This window comes from Streptomyces sp. NPDC015125 (assembly GCF_043080045.1).
In the GTDB taxonomy this organism is placed as follows: Bacteria; Actinomycetota; Actinomycetes; order Streptomycetales; family Streptomycetaceae; genus Streptomyces.
This window is the reverse complement of record NZ_JBIBVF010000031.1, coordinates 1-20,599: the sequence shown is the minus strand read 5'-3', so window position 1 is coordinate 20,599 and position 20,599 is coordinate 1. Positions and strand designations below refer to the sequence as shown.

The 20,599-nt window shown below is 70.9% G+C and carries 16 protein-coding genes and 2 pseudogenes; 10 read left to right on the top strand and 8 right to left on the bottom strand.

Annotated features, from left to right (window positions below):
- Positions 1-43: 43 nt before the first annotated feature.
- Both rsgA and ACF088_RS38355 read left to right on the top strand, forming a co-directional pair.
- A complete protein-coding gene (gene rsgA, locus ACF088_RS38360) occupies positions 44-1,171 on the top strand; it encodes a ribosome small subunit-dependent GTPase A (protein ID WP_392380603.1) in 1,128 nt (375 codons plus the stop codon).
- 130 nt (positions 1,172-1,301) lie between these two features.
- Positions 1,302-3,155, top strand: a complete 1,854-nt coding sequence (locus ACF088_RS38355; RefSeq protein ID WP_392380602.1) for an AlkA N-terminal domain-containing protein — start codon at positions 1,302-1,304, stop codon at positions 3,153-3,155.
- Between the two features lie 23 nt (positions 3,156-3,178).
- Here the strand turns inward: ACF088_RS38355 and ACF088_RS38350 are convergent, their stop codons facing one another.
- A complete protein-coding gene (locus ACF088_RS38350) occupies positions 3,179-3,661 on the bottom strand; it encodes a DUF456 domain-containing protein (RefSeq protein ID WP_392380601.1) in 483 nt (160 codons plus the stop codon).
- Positions 3,662-4,119: 458 nt separating this feature from the next.
- Here ACF088_RS38350 and ACF088_RS38345 point away from each other — a divergent pair, with 458 nt between their 5' ends.
- Positions 4,120-5,475 carry a protein phosphatase 2C domain-containing protein gene (locus ACF088_RS38345; RefSeq protein ID WP_392380600.1) on the top strand — a complete coding sequence of 452 codons (1,356 nt, stop codon included), beginning with the start codon at positions 4,120-4,122 and terminating at the stop codon, positions 5,473-5,475.
- 145 nt (positions 5,476-5,620) lie between these two features.
- Positions 5,621-7,363 carry a pyruvate dehydrogenase gene (locus ACF088_RS38340; protein ID WP_392380599.1) on the top strand — a complete coding sequence of 581 codons (1,743 nt, stop codon included), beginning with the start codon at positions 5,621-5,623 and terminating at the stop codon, positions 7,361-7,363.
- Between the two features lie 51 nt (positions 7,364-7,414).
- On the opposite strand, the gene ACF088_RS38335 is transcribed toward ACF088_RS38340, so the two are convergent.
- Positions 7,415-7,639 (bottom strand): hypothetical protein, encoded by a 225-nt coding sequence (locus ACF088_RS38335; RefSeq protein WP_392380598.1) that lies wholly within the window; start codon positions 7,637-7,639, stop codon positions 7,415-7,417.
- Positions 7,640-7,869: 230 nt separating this feature from the next.
- Positions 7,870-8,559, bottom strand: a pseudogene (locus ACF088_RS38330) (alpha-mannosidase); the annotation flags it as partial.
- 383 nt (positions 8,560-8,942) lie between these two features.
- Between ACF088_RS38330 and ACF088_RS38325 the strand changes: the two are divergent.
- Complete coding sequence (locus ACF088_RS38325) at positions 8,943-9,320, top strand: ATP-binding protein (protein WP_392380673.1); 378 nt, start codon at positions 8,943-8,945, stop codon at positions 9,318-9,320.
- Positions 9,321-9,361: 41 nt separating this feature from the next.
- On the opposite strand, the gene ACF088_RS38320 is transcribed toward ACF088_RS38325, so the two are convergent.
- Positions 9,362-10,447 (bottom strand): DUF2637 domain-containing protein, encoded by a 1,086-nt coding sequence (locus tag ACF088_RS38320; RefSeq protein ID WP_392380597.1) that lies wholly within the window; start codon positions 10,445-10,447, stop codon positions 9,362-9,364.
- Positions 10,448-10,953: 506 nt separating this feature from the next.
- Between ACF088_RS38320 and ACF088_RS38315 the strand changes: the two genes are divergently transcribed.
- The gene (locus ACF088_RS38315) at positions 10,954-11,601 is read left to right on the top strand and encodes an SUKH-4 family immunity protein (protein WP_392380596.1); all 648 of its coding nucleotides are present in this window, start codon (positions 10,954-10,956) and stop codon (positions 11,599-11,601) included.
- 126 nt (positions 11,602-11,727) lie between these two features.
- Here ACF088_RS38315 and ACF088_RS38310 read toward each other — a convergent pair whose 3' ends face one another.
- From ACF088_RS38310 to ACF088_RS38295, 4 genes are all read right to left on the bottom strand, one after another.
- On the bottom strand, positions 11,728-12,555 hold the full coding sequence (locus ACF088_RS38310) for a helix-turn-helix domain-containing protein (protein ID WP_392380595.1): 828 nt from the start codon (positions 12,553-12,555) through the stop codon (positions 11,728-11,730).
- A gap of 204 nt (positions 12,556-12,759) precedes the next feature.
- Positions 12,760-13,779, bottom strand: a complete 1,020-nt coding sequence (locus tag ACF088_RS38305; protein WP_392380594.1) for a teichoic acid biosynthesis protein C — start codon at positions 13,777-13,779, stop codon at positions 12,760-12,762.
- Positions 13,780-13,872: 93 nt separating this feature from the next.
- Complete coding sequence (locus ACF088_RS38300; protein WP_392380593.1) at positions 13,873-14,268, bottom strand: SH3 domain-containing protein; 396 nt, start codon at positions 14,266-14,268, stop codon at positions 13,873-13,875.
- A gap of 283 nt (positions 14,269-14,551) precedes the next feature.
- Positions 14,552-15,700 (bottom strand): helix-turn-helix transcriptional regulator, encoded by a 1,149-nt coding sequence (locus tag ACF088_RS38295; RefSeq protein ID WP_392380592.1) that lies wholly within the window; start codon positions 15,698-15,700, stop codon positions 14,552-14,554.
- A 104-nt stretch (positions 15,701-15,804) separates the two neighbouring features.
- Between ACF088_RS38295 and ACF088_RS38290 the strand changes: the two genes are divergently transcribed.
- The 4 genes and pseudogenes from ACF088_RS38290 to ACF088_RS38275 form a co-directional block, all read left to right on the top strand.
- The gene (locus ACF088_RS38290; protein ID WP_392380591.1) at positions 15,805-16,203 is read left to right on the top strand and encodes a VOC family protein; all 399 of its coding nucleotides are present in this window, start codon (positions 15,805-15,807) and stop codon (positions 16,201-16,203) included.
- A 1,022-nt stretch (positions 16,204-17,225) separates the two neighbouring features.
- Positions 17,226-17,909: a hypothetical protein gene (locus ACF088_RS38285; protein ID WP_392380590.1), complete on the top strand. Its 684-nt coding sequence runs from the start codon at positions 17,226-17,228 to the stop codon at positions 17,907-17,909.
- The gene (locus ACF088_RS38280) at positions 17,906-19,195 is read left to right on the top strand and encodes an ATP-binding protein (protein ID WP_392380589.1); all 1,290 of its coding nucleotides are present in this window, start codon (positions 17,906-17,908) and stop codon (positions 19,193-19,195) included. Before ACF088_RS38285 ends, ACF088_RS38280 begins: the two co-directional genes overlap by 4 nt.
- A 670-nt stretch (positions 19,196-19,865) precedes the next feature.
- Positions 19,866-20,599: pseudogene (locus tag ACF088_RS38275) on the top strand (hypothetical protein); the annotation flags it as partial.

Sequence of the window (20,599 nt, the reverse complement as noted above, 5' to 3'; positions counted from 1 at the left end):
TGGTGCGCGTAGCCGGGACTGCTCTTCGTGAAGGGTCATCCCGTTGTTCGACCTCGATTTCTCTGCTGTGCACCCGTTGACCGCCTATGGCTGGGACGACGGGTTCGCGGAGTGTTTTACCCCCTTTGCCGGGCCGGGGATGGTGCCCGGCCGTATCGTCCGTGTGGACCGCGGGCGAGTGGATGCCGTCGTGGCGGACGGTGGCGGCGTCCGGACCGTTCTGGCGGATACCGCACTCGTGGCGACAAGTGATCCGATGCGGGTGCCGTGTACGGGTGACTGGGCCGTGGTCGACCTGGAGAACGGGCTGACCGGTGACCATCTCGACGGTGTCGTCAGGGCGTTGCTGCCGCGGCGTACGGCGTTTTTGCGGTCTGCTTCGTCCAAGCGTTCCGAGGGACAGATCCTCGCGGCGAACGTCGATCATGCGGTGATCGCGGTCTCGTTGGCCGATGAGCTGGACCTCGGGCGTATCGAGCGGTTCGTCTCGCTGGCCTGGGAAGGCGGGGCGCAGCCGCTGGTGGTCCTGACGAAGGCGGATCTGGCCGGGGAGCCGGACGTGGCGGCGCATCTCGTCGCGGATGCGGAGTCCGCGGCTCCCGGGGTGCAGGTGCTGGCGGTCAGCTCGGCGACCGGGGACGGGATCGAGGTGCTCTCCGCCGTGCTCGCCGGGGGCACGTCCGTGCTGCTGGGGCAGTCCGGCGCGGGCAAGTCCACGCTGGCCAATGCCCTGCTCGGCGAGGAGGTGCAGCTGGTGCAGGCCATCCGCGACCGGGACGGCAAGGGCCGACACACCACGACCACCCGGGATCTACGGGTGCTTCCCGGGGGCGGGGTGCTGATCGATACGCCGGGGCTGCGCGGCGTCGGAATGTGGGATGCGGGGACCGGGCTGGCCCGGACGTTCTCGGATGTCGAGTCGCTGGCCGAGGGGTGCCGCTTCCACGACTGTGCGCATGAGGCGGAGCCCGGCTGTGCCGTGCAAGAGGCCGTCGGGAGCGGGGAGTTGCCCGCACGGCGGCTGGAGAGCTACCGCAAGCTGCTGCGGGAGAACCAGCGCATCGTGGCGAAGACGGACGCCCGGTTGCGCGCCGAGATCCGCCGGGACTGGAAACAGAAGCAGGCGCTGGGGCGGCACATGATGGAGCGGAAGCGGGGGTCGCAGAGGTGAGGTGAGGGCCTTGGCGCCGGGGGAGGGGGAGGGGTGGGGCCGGTCGTGAGTCGGCCCTCTCTCCCTCCCCGGCCAACACCAGGTCCGATTCCCGCCGGTCAGAGGGCCGGGCGCGGCGCAGACTGGAGGGGTGAGGGACGACGAGGCCAGGTATGAAGCGGTGTCCAGCCGGGACGCGCGGTTCGACGGGGAATTCTTCTTCGCGGTGGCGACGACCGGTATCTACTGCCGGCCGAGCTGTCCCGCGGTCACTCCCAAGCGGGTGAATGTGCGGTTCTTCCCGTCGGCCGCCGCCGCGCAGGCGGCCGGATTCCGGGCCTGCCGCCGGTGCCGGCCGGACGCCGTGCCGGGGTCGGCCGAGTGGAATGTGCGTGCCGATCTGGTGGGCCGGGCCATGCGGTTCATCGGGGACGGCGTGGTCGACCGGGAAGGCGTCGGTGGGCTGGCGCGGCGGCTGGGCTACAGCGCGCGTCAGGTGCAGCGGCAGCTGACCGCGGAGCTCGGAGCGGGGCCGGTGGCGCTGGCGCGGGCCCGTCGCGCGCACACCGCGCGGGTGCTGCTGCAGACCACGGCGCTGCCGGTTACCGAGCTGGCGTTCGCGGCCGGGTTCGCCAGCATCCGGCAGTTCAACGACACCATGCGGGAGGTCTACGCCGGTACGCCCAGCGAACTGCGGGCGGCGGCGGGGCGCGGGGGCGCGGCGGGCGGCGGGGCCGGGACCAGCCGTGGGGGCGGCGCCGGCCGTGGGGGCGGCACTCGTGGTTCCGTCCGAAACGGGGCCGGAGCTGGGCCGGCCGGAGCGGGGCCGGGAGGAGCCGAGCCGGGAGGAGCCGAGCCGGGAGGAGCCGAACCGGGAGGAGCGGGGCCGGGAGGAACCGGCGCCGGCGGTGGTCCGGCGCCCGCCGGGATTCCGCTGCGGCTGGCCTACCGCGGGCCGTACGCGGGGGCCGAGATCTTCGACTTTCTGCAGGTGCGGGCGGTCCCCGGCATCGAGGAGGTACGCGGGCCCCGCGGCGGGCGCACCTACCGCCGTACGCTGCGCCTCACCCACGGCAGCGGGATCGCCGAGGTCGACGAGCCCGGCGGGCCCGCCGGGCGGCGCCGGCCACCGGCGGGCCTGGTCTGCCCGGCGGCGCGCGGGGCCGGCGGCGGCTGGCTGGAGTGCCGGCTTCGGCTGACCGATCTGCGGGATCTGCCGACGGCCGTACAGCGGGTCCGCCGGCTGTTCGACCTGGATGCCGACCCGTATGCGGTCGCCGAGCGGCTCGGTGCGGATCCGTTGCTCGGTCCGTTGGTGGCCGAGTGCCCGGGGCTGCGGTCACCGGGCACGGTGGACGCCGGGGAACTCGCGGTACGGACCGTGCTCGGTGGTCCGCCGGAGCGGGCCGCCGCGCTGGTGCGGAGGTACGGCACCCCGCTGGACGCGGCGGACGGCGGGCTGACCCATCTCTTCCCCGAGCCCGGGGAACTGACCGGCACGGAGATCGCGGAGCCGGTCCGTACGCTGTGCACCGCACTCGCCGACGGAGCGGTGCTGCTGGACGTGGGCGCGGACCGTGGCGCCGCCGAACGGGTGCTGGCCGCACTGCCCGGCGTCGGCCCGCGGGCGGCCGCCTACGTCCGGATGCGCGCGCTGGGCGACCCGGATGTGGGGGCGGCGGCGCAGGGGAGAGGCCAGGAGCGGTACGGGCACGGGACGGTGGGGCCGGCCGCCGGATGGCGGCCTTGGGGCGCCTACGCCCTGCACCATCTGTGGCACGCCGGGCTGCTGCCGGCGGGGGAGATGGTGACGGGAGAGGCACCGGAGGAACCGGAGGCACCGGAGGCACCGGAGGAACCGGAGGCACCGGAAGCATCGGAGGCGGCGGAGGCACTGGAGGCGGCGGAGGCGCCCAGGCCGTCGGAGCCCTGTCGGACGGCGGAGGTGCCCCCGATGGCGGACCGGCCCGCCTGCGCCGTGGCCGTCCGGACCGGGTGCCGCTGATGCCCACCGGACCGGATGACGCCTCAGCCCGCCGCCACGGCCCCTGCCCAGGCGCCGACGACCAGCAGGCAGGCGAACAGCTCGATCAGCACGCTCAGACCGATGGCGCGCATGACCGTACGGGTCGAGGCCCAGGCATCACCATGGCTGCCGAGCCGGACCCGCTCCAGCAGGTAGAGGCCGCCGACAGCGCCCAGCGGACCTCCGACGACCGGGATCACGAAGAACCCCACGATGCCGGCCACCCCGGCGAGGAACAGCGCCTGGTACGGCGCGCCCGCGGCCCGTAGGTTCCGGACCGGGAGCAGCCACTTCAGCGTCTGGTTGAGGAGCAGTACGGCGGTGGCGCCCATGAGCACCGCCCAGGCAAGGGAGGACTTCTCGGACAGTGTCCACCACAGCACGCCCGCCCAGACGATGAGCGGTCCGGGGATACCGGGCACCAGCACCCCGAGCAGCCCCAGCAGCATCACCAGGCCGACCGCGACCAACTGCCACACACTCATGCGCCGGCCTCATATCGTCCGGCCGGCCCGCCTTCGCCGGGCACGCACCTTCTCCCGGCCCGCCGACTGCCTCTCCTGGCCCGCCCGCTGCCCTCGCTCACGCGCCGGCCTCACTCCCGGCGGGCGCACGCCTCATGACGGCTCGTACGCTGCACACTCTCATGGGCCCAGCGTGCCGGACGCGACCCGGAACCGCTTGCCGGCCGGCCGGACCGGGCGTGCCCGGCGGGTGCTCCGCCGTCAGCCCCGCCCCTTCCGCGTCACCCGGCAAACAGACAACGCCGCAGGACGAACCGGCCGACACCCACGGCCATCCGGCCCGCCAGGCCTGAGCCCGCACCCGTGACCCGCGTCGGCCGCTGCATTCCGGCGGACGATCACCCGTAGGAGGCCGGCCGCCCGGTGGACGCTCTTTCGCGCCCTGTCTCGGCCGTGCCCGTCCGGGGACAATACGGCCCATGAATCAGCAGGGAGCCGCGCGGGGCCACGAGGACGACTGGTGGCGGCAGTTGTACGGCGACGGCGACGGCAGCGGTGGCGCGGGCGAGGGCGCCCCGGGCCGCGGCGCGGTGTGCGATGCCGGCCCGTCCTATGCCGGCCCGTCCTATGCCGGCCCGTCCTATGCCGGCCCGTCCTACGCCGGCCCGTCCGACGTGGGCCCGTCCGGCGCCCCGGACACCCTCGATGACCGGGTCGAGTCGGCGCTGCGGGCGCTGAGAGGGCCGAGGCGAGCCGCCCCGGCGCCCCGCGCACCGCGGGACACCTCACGCCCCACCGACCGGCGAGCCGCCCCCTCGCCCCGGGCACCCCGGGACACCTCGCCGCCCGCCGACCGGCGAGCCGCCCCATCGCCCCGCGGTCCCCGGGACACCCCGCCGCCCGCCACCGCCGGCCTCGCCGGTGACCGGCCGCCCTCCCCCGGTGCCGTACCGGGGGAACTGCCCGCCGCCGACCCGGCCGCGCTCGACGACCTGGTGCCGGACACCACGCTGGACGGCGCCCGGTACGGCGCGCTGACCCTGCGTGCCGCCTCACAGCGCGGCGACGCCGCCCGCCGTCGCGGCGACATACGCCGTGATGCGCTGCTCACGGCCCGCTTCGGGGCCGGTCGGCACGCCCTGATCCTGGTCGCCGTCGCCACGGGCCGGCCGTCCGCCGACGGCGCCCACCGTGCCGCCCGGGACGCCTGCACCTGGATCGGCGGCGCGGTCGGCCGCAGTTACACCCGACTGGCGGAGGACATCCGGACGGACCGTCGCGGGGCCCTCAAATCCGGGCTGCAGCGGCTCACCGACCGCAGCTACGGCACACTGCGCGGCCGGGCTCCGGAGCAGGGCGCCGCACCGGAGCGGCACCCGGCCGCCTTGCGCTGTCTGCTGCTGCCCGCCGACCCGGACTGCCGTACCCGGGTGTTCTTCGGTGTCGGCGCGGGCGGCCTCTTCCTGCTGCGCGACGGCGCCTGGCAGGACCTGGAGCCCACTGGGACGGACCACCTCTCCGGAAAGGCGGCGGCCACCGGCCCACTGCCCCGGCCCGCCCCGGGCCCCGCGCACGACCCGTACCCGGACGGGAGCCCGGTACGGCCCGAGCCGTTCCTCTTCCGGACAGCCTTCGCCCGTCCGGGGGACACGCTGCTGCTGTGCAGCGCGGGTCTTGCCGAGCCGCTGCGGGAGGAGCCCGCCTTCGCCGCCCGGCTGGCCGACCGGTGGTCCGCCGACGGACCGCCGGGACTGGTGGACTTCCTCACCGCCGCGCAACTGCGGGCCGAGGGCCACCCGAAGGACCGTACGGCCGTGGGGGTGTGGGAGTCGTAGCGCGGGGCACACGGGGACTCCGAGCACGAACCGGACGGGGAGGCACAGCGGAGGCGCGCCGCGGCACCCCATGGGTTCATGGGAGAGCGGCAGCCACCACGCCGGGCGGGCAGCCACCCCCACCCGTCGAAGGAGCGAGCGCGACATGGCGAAGCAGACCGTGGCCGAGCAGTTCGTGAACATCCTTGTGCGGGCGGGGGTACGGCGGCTCTACGGTGTCGTCGGCGACAGCCTCAACCCGGTGGTGGACGCCATCCGACGGAACTCCGCCATCGACTGGATCCAGGTCCGCCACGAAGAGGTCGCCGCCTTCGCCGCCGGGGCGGAAGCACAGCTCACCGGCTCCCTCGCGGCCTGCGCCGGCTCCTGCGGCCCCGGCAACCTGCACCTGATCAACGGCCTGTACGACGCCCATCGCTCCATGGCCCCGGTCCTCGCGCTGGCCTCCCACATTCCTTCCAGCGAGATCGGCACCAGCTTCTTCCAGGAGACCCACCCCGACCGGCTGTTCGCCGAGTGCAGCCACTACAGCGAACTGATCTCCAGTACCCGGCAGATGCCGCGGGTCCTGCAGACCGCGATCCAGCACGCCATCGGGCAGAGCGGGGTCGCGGTCGTCTCCCTCCCCGGCGATATCGCCGCCGAGCAGGCCCCCGAGCGCACCATCGAACACGCCCTGGTCACCGCGCGACCGTCCGTCCGCCCCGGGGACGCCGAGACCGACAAACTGGCCCGGATGATCAACGAGGCGGGAAGGGTCACGCTGTTCTGCGGCAGCGGTACGGCGGGCGCCCACGCCGAGGTCATGGAATTCGCCGAGCGGGTGAAGGCCCCGGTGGGCCATGCGCTGCGGGGCAAGGAGTGGATCCAGTACGACAACCCCTTCGACGTCGGCATGAGCGGACTGCTCGGCTACGGCGCGGCCTACGAGGCCACTCACGAGTGCGACCTGCTGATCATGCTCGGCACGGACTTCCCGTACGAGGCGTTCCTGCCCGACGACGTCAAGATCGTGCAGGTCGATGTCCGCCCCGAACACCTGGGCCGCCGCTCCAAACTCGACCTCGCCGTCTGGGGCGATGTGCGCGAGACGCTGCGCGGTCTGATGCCCAAGGTGCAGCCGAAGACGGACCGCAAGTTTCTGGACCGGATGCTGAAGAAACACGCCGACGCTCTGGAGGGCGTGGTCAAGGCGTACACCCGCAAGGTCGAGAAGCACCTCCCGATCCACCCCGAGTACGTCGCCTCGGTCCTGGACGAAGAGGCCGCCGACGATGCGGTCTTCACGGTCGACACCGGAATGTGCAATGTCTGGGCGGCCCGCTATCTCACCCCCAACGGCCGCCGCCGGGTGATCGGTTCGTTCAGTCACGGCTCGATGGCCAATGCGCTGCCGCAGGCGATCGGTGCCCAGTTCCTCGACCGCGGACGCCAGGTCGTCTCGATGTCGGGCGACGGCGGGTTCTCCATGCTGATGGGCGACTTCCTCACCCTGGTCCAGTACGACCTGCCGGTGAAGGTGGTGCTGTTCAACAACTCCTCGCTGGGCATGGTGGAGCTGGAGATGCTGGTCTCCGGCCTGCCGTCGTACGGCACCAGCTACCGCAACCCGGACTTCGCGGCCATCGCCCGCGCGGCCGGGGCCCACGGCATCCGGGTGGAGAAGCCCAAGCAACTGCGCAGCGCACTGCGCGAGGCCTTCAAGCACAAGGGACCGGCGCTGGTCGACATCGTCACCGACCCCAATGCCCTGTCCATCCCGCCGAAGATCAGCGCCGAGATGGTGTCCGGCTTCGCACTGTCGGCCGGCAAGATGGTGCTGGACGGTGGCGTCGGCCGGATGCTGCAGATGGCCCGCTCCAACTTGCGGAACGTTCCCAGGATTTAGCCCGGGCCCGTTGCCGGCAGTTCCGCCCCCCCCGCGGTTTCGGATCAGGCCTCAACTGCCGGCGAGCCAGACCACCCCGGCGGTGAAGAGGGCGACCGCCACCGCAGGTGCCGCGTAGCGGAGACGGCGGATGCGGTCGACACGGTGGAGTGCGAAGCCCAGGACAACGGCCGTGAGGAGAACGGAGATGGTCCCGATGGTTCCCGGGAGGGCGCCATGGCTGTACCCGAAGTTGTCGGCGTGCCGTATCCACGCGAATAACCAGAAATATTTCATTCCCCGCCCCCTGGGTCCCTCACCAAAACGCACCGCTGACCCGGTCGAGAATAGAGGAACTCCGGCTGCGCTCGGCTGTGCGCAGCCGGCCGAACCCCTCGTCGTGTCCGGTTTTCCCTCCCCTACTTGATCTTCGAGTACTTGGACTTCGAGTACTTGGTATTCGAGCTGGCCGCTTCCTGGATGTCCCGGCGCGCGGCGACGAAGCTGCGCAGTCCGTCGGCCGTCTCGTTTTCCAGCGCCCGCCGGATCTCGTACCGGCGCGAACCGTCGGCGGGCAGCTCGTGCATCAGCTCCGACAGCACCTCGATGTCCAGGATCAACTGCCAGACCGTCTCGTCGAGCACCGGGAGATCCGCCGAGGCGAAGCGGTACAACGGACGGCCGGGCGCGGTGCGTACATCGCCGAGGTCGGTGGGGCGGAAATCCCGCAGCACCGCCGGATTCGCAGCGGCCTCCAGCAGCAGCCGCACCTGTTCACCACCGCTGACCGGCGCGCCGACGGGGACCTGCCGGTTGCGCGGATGGATGCCCTTGACGGGTACGCCCTCGGCGTCGTAAACGAGTCCCTCCGCCTGGAACCCGGGCCCGTCACCGCTGAAGCCGGGGTCGATAACGGCCTCCACCCGCAGCCCCGCCCACTCCTGCGGCACCTCGCCCGCCGGCCGGAACCAGCTCGTGGAGCACGGCGGCCCCCAGGGCTCGCCGACCGCGAAGGGTTCGTACGGGGCCCGCAGCGCGTCGACCACCGGCACCGTTCCCCGAGCGCTCGGTTCCTCCCCCGGGCTGTCGACGACGCTGCGCGGCACATGCCAGACGCCAAGCCGCAGCGGTACCCGTGCCGCGTACTGCGCGGGCCGGATGAACGGGCCCAGCGTCCTCTCCAGACGCCCCTCCACCAACAGCCGGTCGTCGTGCACAGCGGCTCCTCAGCTCGTACTCCCCGGCGCCACCGGGGCGCGGGCGGGGGCCCGGCGGTTGCCGTCGCCGGGGGAGTGCTCCGGTCGTCCGGGCCCCGGCCGGGGTCCACGGCAGGCTCGGGTCACGCATACCCACGGGGCGCCCGCGCGGCCCACCCGGCGCGCGGGCCGCGGAATGGCGACCTGGCGAGCCGGTGAGCGGAAGCATGGCGGCAGATCCGATGGGCATGCTGACCGTGAGGCTGTTCGAGGCAGAGCGCCGATGTTCGTCGGGGGCGGGGGAGAAAATGCGTCAGCCTGTGCGACGCGAAGAGCGGGACAGACAGCTGGAAACGGCTGAGGGGAGACGGAACGGGGGGATCGCCGCGCGAGCGCCGGGCGTACTGGAGCGGAAGGTGCGGCATGCGGATCTGAAAGCGGTCGGCGAGGTGCGCCGGGAGCTGCGCCAACTGCTCAGCCGCTGGGCGGCGCCGGGGGGCGGCGAGCTCGCGGAGGTCGCGACGCTGCTCACCAGTGAGCTGGTCACCAACGCCCTGGTACATGCGGAGGGCGGCGCCGTCGTCACGGCCAGGGTCAGCGACCGGCTGCGGGTGGAGGTGCGGGACTTCGTTCCCGGCCGTCCCGAGCCACGTGCCCCGACGACCGACGGAACCTCCGGCAGGGGCCTGATGCTGGTGCGCTCCTTAGCCGATGCCTGGGGAATCCGCGCCGAAAGCCTCGGCAAGAGCGTGTGGTTCGAGCTGGGCGGCGGACCGGCCTGACCCATGGACGGGAAGTGCCGGCAGGCGCGGTCCGCCGCCGGTCAGCCGAATTGCCGTTCGATCTCGGCGAGCTTCTCCTCCAGGGAGTCCAGACGGGGAATGGTCTGGGTGTCGTCCTCGGCGGTGAGATCCACGGTCCGCCGGGGCCCGTCCGCGGTCGCGGCGCCCTCGGCCTCAGCGCCGGACACTGCCTTGAGGGTCGGACGGGCCCGCACCGGCAGCTCCGCGGTGAGCGGCGGCTCGGCGTCGCCGGCTATGGCGGGGTCGGGGCCGGCCACCTCCGCGGCGCCCGTCGCCGCCTGCGTCACCGCCAGCTGCCGACCGCCACCACGGCCCCAGCTGCGGTGCTGCCGGTTGATGGCCTTGATACGAGCCCGGTCGAGCTTGCCCTGCTCGCGCCTGCGGAGCCGGTGCTGTTCCTTCTCGCGCCGGTCCTCACGGACCTCCTCGACCGCCTCGTCCAGCGTCCGTACGCCCTCCAGCAGCATCAGCGACCAGGCCGCGAAGGTCTCACGGGGAGCGCGCAGCCAGCGGACGATCCGGATCTGCGGCAGCGGGCGGGGCACCAGACCCTGCTCGCGCAGCGCCGCCCGGCGGGTCTGCTTGAGCGCCCGGTCGAAGAGGACCGCCGCCGACAGCGACATCCCGGCGAAGAACTGCGGCGCGCCCGCGTGGTCCAGGCCGCGCGGCGCATGCACCCAGTTGAACCACGCCGCCGCGCCGGCGAACGTCCACACCAGCATCCGGGAACCGAGCGCCGCATCACCGTGGCTGGCCTCCCGCACGGCGAGCACCGAACAGAACATCGCCGCGCCGTCGAGCCCGAACGGCACCAGGTACTCCCAGCCCCCGGAGAGGTTGAGGTTCTGTACGCCGAAGCCGACCAGTCCGTGGAACGACAGAGCGGCGGCGACCGCCGCACAGCAGAACAGCAGCAGATAGGAGGCCGAGGCGAAGACCGTCTCCTTACGCCGCCGGCGCTCCTCGCTGCGTTCCCAGGAGTCCTCACCGGTGGACCGGGCGGCCGCTCGCCTGCCGCGTACCACCAGCGCCGCGGTCACCGGCACGCCGACGAGCAGGAAGACTCCGGGAACCAGCCAGTCCAGCGGTATGTCGGTCATTCTCATTCTGGGATCCCTTTGGCTCGAATACGCGATTTCCGCGACATCCTGGCGGAAGCCGCTGCCGTAACCGAGGCATTCGGAACAAGACAACGCCAAGAGGTGCAACGAAGTCACCTTGATGTCGAACTAGCTTTCACTGGGAACGAGTTGAGTTCGAGTGTGATCGCTTCTGGTGTGCGGCGTGGGGGATCGGGTCGCGAGTCGAGCGTCGAGTCGTGGCTGCGAAACCTGCCACGGGGTGGCCTGGCCGAGAGTGACCGTGCGTCCGGCGTCCGAGGCAGGTGCCCTTCCCGGTGAGCCGGGCCGGCCGTATGGCGCTGACACCGCAGAAGTCGCAACCCAAGGCTGACCAGGACCCCGCCCAGCGGATCCGTCGGCCCCCGACGCCACCTCTGCCGTGCTTGCCTCGCGGACCGGACCGGACCGGACCGGACCGGACCGGACCGACTCGGAGAGGTGACCTCCGCTAGTTTCACAGGAGTTATTTCACCCCGCGGACAGGACGGAACATGCCTCAGCTCGTCAACCGCGTCATGATGGAATCGGCCTTCTCGCCCGGGGGCCTTGTGACGCCGGAGGAGGACAAGCTCCCGGCGGAACTCGACGAGCCGGCTCGTTCGCTTCTCGTCAACGTCGGCCTTCCGGATGACCGAAGTTTCTTCTTCGTGATAGATGGAGGATTCTTCGAGGGGGAGGCACAGGAGATTCCCCACAGGTTTCGCCGGTGCGCGGAGCTCGACTGCTTCTCCGAATACGAGGACATGCCGAGAGGCTGGGAGAACTGGTTGCTGATCGGTGAGATCCATCACGACGCCGTTGCCTTGGATCCGGTTTCCGGGGTGGTGTACTGCCTGCCGGATGACGGGGAATTTCAGGCGCGTGTGCTGAACCGGAACCTCGACTCCTTCCTCTTCTTCCTCTACCTGCTCGCAAGCGAGCGCCCTCATGACGACTTCAGGGGTGCCTGCGAACTCGACGATACGGAGCGCGTTGCGGCATCTCTTCGGGAGCGGATGGCGGGTGCCGACCCACTTCCCTTCGACGGGGTGGAGCCCGCCTGGTCGGAGGGGTTCGACTGGTCCGAGGACGCGCCTCGACTGCCGACGTGGGAGTGTGTTCTGTGGGATGTGCACGAGGCGGTCGGTCAGGCGGAGTGATCCAGGTGAGTCACTGGGGCACGTTCCGGCGCTCCGACCGGGGCGCAGGAAGGCGCCTCCCGCGGTGAGTTGGACCGGCCGCGGCGGCGTGGGCCCGACCGCGGGGTCACCTCAACGCATCACACCTCAACGCATCACCCGGTCGAGGAACGTGGGGCCGGGAAAGTCGTCACCGTCATGGCGGAGGGCGGGGCTCGTCAGCTCGATGGCGCCTGTGCAGGCCACCCGGTCGGTCACCTTCGCGCACGCCACCGCCTGCCGCAGGTCCGACGTGGCCAGCATGGGGCTGACGGCGAGTCCCTCACGGCCGTGGGTGTGGGAGGTGAGCCGTGCGTCACGGCCGACCCAGATCGACACCTTCTGCGCGCCGCCGGAGCGCGGCTGCACCTCCGACCAGACCGTTCCGCACGACGGGCTGAACCGGAGGCGCACGGTGTAGGTGGTGTCCACGATGGTGCTCTCCACGCGCGCATCGCGATTGCAGCCGGGCCGCCACGGATACCGCCCCTGGCATCTGTGGCCGTGGCACGCGTGGGACGCACCCCCGTCCGTCCGTGCGGCACGTGCGGGAATCTCCACGATCGAGGCCGCTGCTCCCATGGTCGCCACCAGCGCCGTCAGCGCCACCAGCGCCCCGGTGGTCCGCAGTACCCCGGCGCTGCGCAGGATCTTTCGGGCCCACCCGGTCCGTTCCGGCGGGAGGGGAGCCGTGGGCGCCACGGGCGGAGTGGCCACGGGTGCCGTCCGGGCGCGGTACGCGGCGTCGTGCACGGCGAGCAGCCGTTCCTGATCCGCGCCTGCCACCTGGCCGAGTGCCTCGACCGCGCTGCGCGGCGGCAGCTTCTCGCCGTTGAGATAGCGGTGCCAGGCGGACTTGCTGTACGGGGTCTTCCTGGCCAGCCCGTCCAGGCTCAGTCCGGTCCGTTCCTTGAGGGCGCGCAACTCTTTCGCCAAGCGTTGCGCGTCAGTATCGAGCGTGTCGGGCAGCGGCCGCCAGCGGGACACCTTGTGCGCCTCCCCTCACCACCTGCCTCCGAGCCGGGAGGGTCGCATCAGCGGCCCCGGCCGGGGATCCGGGGGTCTGTTTCCTCCCGGATGGCGGAATGTGTACCCACCCGTGGCGGCCGATGACACCCCGCGCGCACCGAACGGGATATGTCAGCTGAGCGCTTTGTCATACAGACGGAAACCGCGGCCGCCCGCCGGGCCCTCGACGAATCCCAGGCACAGCCGCGGTGTGCCGCCGTCCCGCAGCACGGCCAGGCCCTCCGGCTCGCGGGGCGACAGGCCCGGCGCCGTCCGCTCCAGTTGCTGCCACACCACACGTCCGGTCCGCAGGTCGATGCGGTACAGCCGGGTGTTGCCGCCGGAGGACGCCGGATTCCCCGTTCCGTACGCGCTGCCCAGGAGCTGGTAGGCGTAGTTGCCGTAGACGGCCATGCCCTGGAAGGGCAGCGCGAGGCCGGCGCCCGGCTGGGCGAAGTCGGTCCGGGGGAGGAACCAGCCGGCCCGGAACCGGTCCAGGTCGTACAGGGCGAACCTCGGTATGCCGCCCCTCTTGTACCGGAGCAGCAGTTGCCGGTGCGTCACATCGAGGGCGGGGACGTTGCTGGTGGAGCCGGTGACGGGGTGGTACGTGCGGAGTTCGCCGCTGTCACGTTCCAGCACCTGGCCGTCCGTGAAACGGAAGCGGCACACCCCCCGCCCGTAGCCGGACGCCGGGTTGGCATCCCACTCCGTCCACAGCGTCACACCGTCCCCGGAGTCCTCCAGCCCGATCGAGCCTCCGTGACCGAAGCCCTTCAGGTACATGTGCCCGGCCGCGGAGCCGTCAAGGGTGAGCCGGTTCAGGCACAGATCACCGTTCCTGACGCGTTGTGCGTGGGGGAGAGCCGTCTCCTCGCCCGCCAGCCGGACCCCACCCGCCACCACCTGCAGGGCGTAGAGGCGGCCCTTCCCTTCGTCGACGGCGAATGACTGCAGCACCGTGGCGTATCGCAGGCGCCCGGCGAGGAACTGCCGGCCCGCCGCGGACAGGGCGGGCAGCTTCCGGCTCGGAGCCGGTGCCGCCAGGGCCCACCGGGCCGGCATCACGGCAGCGGCCGCCGCGATCAGCCCGAGGCCGCACACGGCCCTGCGTCCCGGTCCCGTCCCCTGCATGTCCATGTCTGTGACCATCACGCGCTCCAAGATCTCGGACCGGCTGCCCGCCCGCCCCCTCGAACGGGCGGGCAGCCGGCGATCATTGCGGTGTCACCGCGGACGACGGCGTCAGCTGCCGAGGACTCGGCACCACGGGACGGCTCCGAAGGCGTGGACGTAGTGGGCGGAGACATAGCCCCGGTGGTGCGTGAGCCGGTACCAGCGCTGATTGCCCCGCACCGAGCCGCCGTTGGTCTTGCACGCGAGGGCCCGCACCCGGCCGGCGCGTACGGTGCCGACCACGCGGTAGGCGGTGTCCGGACCCGAACGGACGTTCAGGCGGACGTCGCTCGGGGTCACCACGCGGCCGTACGCATGGGTGGTCCTCATCGCCGCCGTGCCCTGCTGCGGGGAGTGCCGGCCGGGGGCGGAGTGCGGACAGGAGTCGGCGAACGCCACCGCGGGGACCATGGCGAGGGCGGCGATCGCGGCGACCACACCGCTGCGCATCATGCGTCGATTCATCGGATTCTCCTTGAGATCTGCAGGTGCACCGGAGCGTGACCCTGCGTCGCTCAGCGTTTCCGACGGCGCGGCCGATGATGTGTCCCAGCCGTCCCAGGGAGAAAGTGGAACGCGGCGGCCCGCAGTGCGGCCCTCGGGCGGCGGCAGTGGTGGTGCCGTGCCCGGGCTCCGAGGAGTCCGGTTGCCCGGCGTGTGCCCGGGGGCCGTGGGCAGTTCGTCCCGTCAAACACTCGCGGTGGGCCGGGTCTCGGGGTCCCGCCCCGAGGCGAAGTCCGCCTGGACGTCAGCCGGCCTCATGACCGGGCGGACGCTCCTGGCCGGCAGCGGCGTGAGCGTCGAGGCGGTGGGCCAGCGCCTGCACACGAGTGCGCAGTTCCGCGGGGTGCTCAATGACGAACGGGCGGTCCAGAGCGGCCAGTACGGGGGGAATCCAGTCCAGCCGCTCGGCGCGGATCCGGACGCGGACCCATCCGGTGGGTTCGTCGGCCGGCGCCGGGTGGGCGGGGCCGTCGGAGCGGGTCTTGCCGGCATCGGGCGGGTCGGTGCCGGCCGAATCGGCGTCGGGCGGGTCGGCGTCGGGCGGGTCGGCGTCGGGCGGGTCGGTGTCGTCGAGTGCCGCCGTATCCGGGATCGTGGACAGGGTGGCGATGTCGGCCGGGAGATGGCTGCGGAGGTGCTGGACGCTGTCGTGGACGCGCAGCGACACCTCGTGTCTCCAGGGTGTCCGCGCGAGGCTGTCCAGGACTGTGGTCACCGGGTCGAAGTCCGCCGGGACGACGAACGAGCCGGGCTGCACGGTCGCGGCGGTGATCCGGTCCAGCCGAAAGGTACGCACCTCCCCCTCCCCGGCGGCCGGGTCCGCGCCGGTCAGGTACCAGCGTCCGGAATGAGCCACCAGGCCGTAGGGCAGGACGGTGCGGTCACTGCTGCGGCCCTTCCGGTCGGTGTAGGTGAGCGCCACCGGCCGCTGATGGCGTGCGGCCTCGGCAAGTCCCAGCAGCACACCCGCTTCCGGTGCGGCGGCGGGACGGGGCCGTGCGGTGAAATCGGCCGTCGTCGGCAGCGCCGCCAGCCGTCGCCCCAAAGCCTTGGGCAGCACTCGCCGCAATTTTGCCGCGGCGCTCTCGCTCGCCGCGGCGGACGTGGTGACCAGCCCGGCCCGCTGTGCGGCCAGGAGACTGAGCAGAACGGCCAGGGCCTCGTCCTCGGTGAGCATCAGTGGGGGCATCCGGTAGCCCGGGGCGAGCCGGTAACCGCCGTAGCGGCCACGCACCGAGTCGACGGGTACGCCGAGGTCCAGCAAGTGGCCGACATAGCGACGGACGGTGCGTTCGTCGACGCCGAGGCAGGCGGCCAGGTCGGGAACGGTGCGGGTGCCGCCCCCTTGCAGGATCTCCAGCAGGGCGAGCACCCGAGTGGTCGATGTGGTCACTCCGGCAAGTCTGCCGCATATACCGGGCGGAATCTGTCCGGTATTGGTCCTAGCGTTCGAGGCGTCACTTCCTCCCGCGTCACTTCTGAACAGGAAGCCCCCTCATGAACTTGGTTTCGATCCGCGTGATCACCCATGACGTCGCTCGCCTCGTCGCGTTCTACGAACAGGTCACCGGCGTTTCGGCGACATGGTGGACCCCCGAGTTCGCCGAGCTCGCGACGGAGTCGGGCACGCTTGCGCTCGCAAGTGACCGCACGGTGGCGCTGTTCGGGGCCGACAGCGCCCAGTCGGCCGCCAACCGCACGGTGATCACCGAATTCCGCGTCGCCGACGTCGACGCGGAATATCAGCGTCTGACCTCCCTCGGCGGTGAGTTCGTCCAGCAGCCGACGACGATGCCGTGGGGCAACCGCTCGCTCCTCTTCCGGGACCCCGACGGGAATCTGATCAACTTCTTCACGCCCGTCACCCCCGAGGCCGTGCAGCGGCAAGAGCGCTAGAAGCCATCCACCACACGGCCGGGCGCGGAGAGCGCTGCAAGGGGCGGGTGCCGGGCACATCGAAGATGCCGAACGGGCGGACCCCTCAGGAAGTGCAAAGCTGGCGTGGTCGATGGCGTGGCCGATGGTGTCGTCGAGCGGCGGAAGGGGCCGGCCGGACAAGGCCGTCTCTCCCTTGCGCGACCACGTGCCGGCTGAGCTGCTCTTCTCAGCCGTCACCCCATTCATGCTTGCGATCTCCTGGGGGCCATCCATTGATGGATGGAAAGCCCCCTTCGCAGAAAACTGCGGCACGCGATGAAAAAAAGCATGAGGGAGATGAGAGCAAACTCAAAAAACTACGACCGCCCGCGCACCCCGAATCGCGCCGAACCGGGAATCCGCTCACCGGCTGATCGAACCGTTCGCCCGAAAGTTCATGTTCCGTAGGTGCGACCCGGGCTCGTTCACGCACTCTCGCGCGCACGTTCCACCCATGCGAGCGGGAGCACGGACTGGTGGGCGGCTGCGCGGTTCGTATGGTCTGCGCCACGCCCGACAGGCCGCCACACCCGCTGGTGGGGGTCGGCCCCGCACCGGTCATGCGGTGGTCAGGCTCCGTAGCTGCGTGAGGAACTCACGGGCGACCTGGCCCTGTTCGTGCGGTCCGAGCGAAGAGGGGCGGCTGCCGCCGAACCGTGCCTGGAGTCGGCACCGGTGGAGGGCGCGTTGAACTCGACCATGCACACCTGGAGTTCGTCGCAGAAGGTCTGGTCGCCGGGTGGGCGGCGGACCCGTAAGTAATTCTCTTGATCTTCGTTACGGAACTTACACACCAGTGCAATATTGCCGAATTAGTATGGTGACTTCCCGGGCGCCGGGAGCCTCGTGCAGAGACCCGCGACATGATCAGGAAGACCCGACGACGGCACGGCATCATTTGTCAGCGGGCATTGCGAATGACAGGAAGACCTTTGTTGCTGCTCCGTCCTCCCTCCGGTCCGGGGACACCGCGGGCGAGGGGTTTCCTGCTGGCCGTAGGCATGGTCCTGGTGTTGGCCGGGTGCGGCGCTCCCACCGACGTGCAGCTCGCCGGCCGCACGCCGACCCCTTATCCGCCGTCGCATCTTTGGACCCACGACGCTCAGCTGCCCCCGGATGTACGGTCCGATTCGCCGCGGCTCGTCATTCCCGGAATCCGGGTACCCCCCTCCGGGAACATTCGGCAGCTGACCGCCCTTGACGTGGTCAAAGCGGAAATCGCTGCCACTCAGCATCTGGCCAACCAGAGAGCACTGGACCCCGCCACGGCGCAGGAGATCGTCAAGTGCCGTCCCGCAACGCCCCGTTGCCCGGTGCTGCCCGGCAAATACCACGACCTCACGGGGGACGGTAAGGACGAGCTGAACGTCGCGATCGACATCGGGGACGGAGCGCTGTCCCTGCGCAGCTACACCATCGCCAAGGGGAAACTGATCCGTATCCAGCTCACGTCGGAAACGGTGTCTTCGGTGGACGTGGTCGGCAAGAATATGATCGTGACAGCGCCCGCTGACAGGCGAGGCTACGAGTTCCGTACGACGTACGCCTGGGACAAGGGCCGGGGAGTCATGATCGAAAAGACGGCCGAGGCCCGCAAGTCTTCTCCCTCTCCCTCTCCCTCTCCCTCTCCCTCTCCTTCCTCCAGCACCTCATCGCACGGCCCGATTGCAGAGGGCCGCCGGTGAACGTCCGACGCCTTGCCGGACGCCTGCTCCTTCACCGCTGGACAGCGACGCTCCACTGGAAAGTCGCCCTGTTCATCTGCCTTATGTCCTGTCTGCTCGCCGCCACGCTCGGCGTTCTGGTGCATGGGTCGGTCAGTGAGCAGTCCGCGCAGCGGGCGCGCAAGGACGCCGTGGCCGAACTCGACGCCGGCACGCTGGCGTATGTCGCCGGGGACTCCCTCAAGGCCGGTGTGCGGTTGGATCCGCCAGGTCTTCCCGTGACCCTGCGCCGAGCTGTACACAGGGGCGAGCGCGGCACCCAGCTCGGTGAGGATGCCGGCCGCCCGGTCATGTGGGCGGCCGGCCCGGCTGCCGACCACCACGTGATCGCCGCCAAGGTGGACTACACGGTGGGAGCCGCGCGCATCAACGGACTGGACCGCTCGATCCTCGGTTCGTCCGTCCTGGCGATCGCCGTCACCCTCCTCGTCGGTATCCTCGCGGTCTCCCGGATCACCCGCCGACTGCACCGGACTGCCCAGGTCGCCCGGCAGATCAGCGCGGGCGACCTCGATGCCCGGATCGACGATGCCCGTACGGGCAACCCGATGCGCACACAGGACGAGGTCGCCGCGGTCTCGGAGGCTCTCGACACCATGGCCGCCTCGCTGCAGCGCCGGCTGCAGTCCGAGCAGCGGTTCACCGCTGACGTGGCTCACGAACTGCGCACCCCGCTCACCGGACTGCACGCGGCCGCCGAGCTGTTGCCGCTCGGTCGCCCTACGGAACTGGTCCAGGACCGTGTCCGGGCCCTGTGCCGACTGACCGAAGACCTTCTGGAGATTTCCCGCCTGGACGCTCGGATAGAACACGCCGATCTCGATGAACACCAGCTCGGTCCGATTGCCGAGCGGGCTGTTCGTGCCTCGGGCCTGGAGACCGAGGTCCGTATAGTTCAGGACATCCGAGTGGAGACCGACAGGCGCAGGCTGGAGCGTGTTCTGGGCAATCTCGTCGCCAATGCCCACAAGCACGGCGAAACTCCAGTGATCCTCACTGTGGACGGCCCGGACATCACTGTTCGTGACCACGGGCCGGGCTATCCCGACTATCTCCTCGAAACCGGTCCGCAACGCTTCAGGACCCGGACAACCAGCTCCGGCAGAACGGGACACGGGCTTGGTCTGACCATCGCCGAGGGGCAGGCACGCACCCTGGGCGCGGACTTCGAGCTGACGAACGCGCCCGACGGCGGGGCCGTGGCCACGCTCAGGTTGCCGACGCAGGAACGACTGACGCGGGAATGACCGAGGCAGGAACGACTGACGCGGGAACGACTGACGCGGGAGTGAAGGTCACGCGGGGTGGGCAACCGCGGCGGCGGGCAGTCAGCTGCCGTCCCCACCTACGGACTCATCAACGCTCAGGGCGCGTGGGCCCGGCACTTGAGCTCCTGACGGGAGGTCCCGGCGAGTGGAGACGCGGCCTCGCACGTGGAGCCCTCCGTCGGAGGGCCGGGCACTGCTGAATGGGTGCCGAATTCCTCGCCTTTCGCGTGGTACTCAGTGCTGAATCACGGCTCCACGGGAATCGGTGCCACACCTCTCCCCGCATTCGTGCCGATTCCCGGTCTGCTGGTTCAGAACCCGATGGAAGCGACGATGCCCCACCGGAAAGGTTCGATTCTCCGGCAACTGCCCGACAGAACCGCGAGCTGACGGGCCGTTCGCGGCTCTTCGTCGGTCTGACTGCCCCATCTCCTGTACTGAAAGACACGTCACCGGCATCTCGCACCTGACCGATACCCACCGGCAAAAATTCCACAAGCGTTCGCCCGTGACCGGTCAGCGACCCTCCGTTGCGAATCCGTCCACTCCTTGAATTTCGCCGCTCTACCGGAACCCCGGCATCCGCGGGCGCATCTCTCTGGGCGTCCCAAGGGGGACTTCAGGGCGAAGAAATGCGATGAGGATCGGTATGCGCGAATTCAGTCGACGGGGAATGCTCGGACTCGGGGCAGGAGCGGCGGCGGCGCTGTCCGTCTCCGGCTGCTCCTCCTCCGGGTCGTCAGGATCCGGCAAGGTTGCGGGCAAGCCCGGGCAGACGGACCCGACGGTCCGGGCGAAGCCGATAGGCGACGGTTCGACCGCGTACACCGGAAAGCAGCCGAAGCAGCCGTCCAAGCCGGAGCGGCTGGCGCCGGGCCAGAGGCCGCCGCAGTTCGTGGTCTTCTCCTGGGACGGCGCGGCCGAGGTGGGCAACGGTCTGTTTCCGCGGTTCCGCAAGCTCGCCAAGGACCACAATGCCTCGATGACCTTCTTCCTTTCCGGGCTGTATCTGCTGCCCGAGTCGAAGAAGCGGCTGTACCGCCCGCCGAACAACCCCGTCGGCGCCTCCGACATCGGTTACCTCACCGATGACCACATCAAGGCGACGCTGAAGAACGTGCGCGCGGCGTGGCTGGAAGGCCACGAGATAGGCACGCACTTCAACGGCCACTTCTGCGGCACCGCCAAGGGCTCGGTCGCCCACTGGACTCCCGCCCAGTGGGACTCCGAGATCGAGCAGGCCATGGACTTCGTCACCAAGTGGCGGACGAACACCGGCTTCACCGATGTCGAACCGCTGCCGTTCGACTACAGCAAGGAACTCGTCGGCGCCCGTACGCCGTGTCTGCTCGGCCAGGAGAACCTGCTGCCGACGGCGCGGAA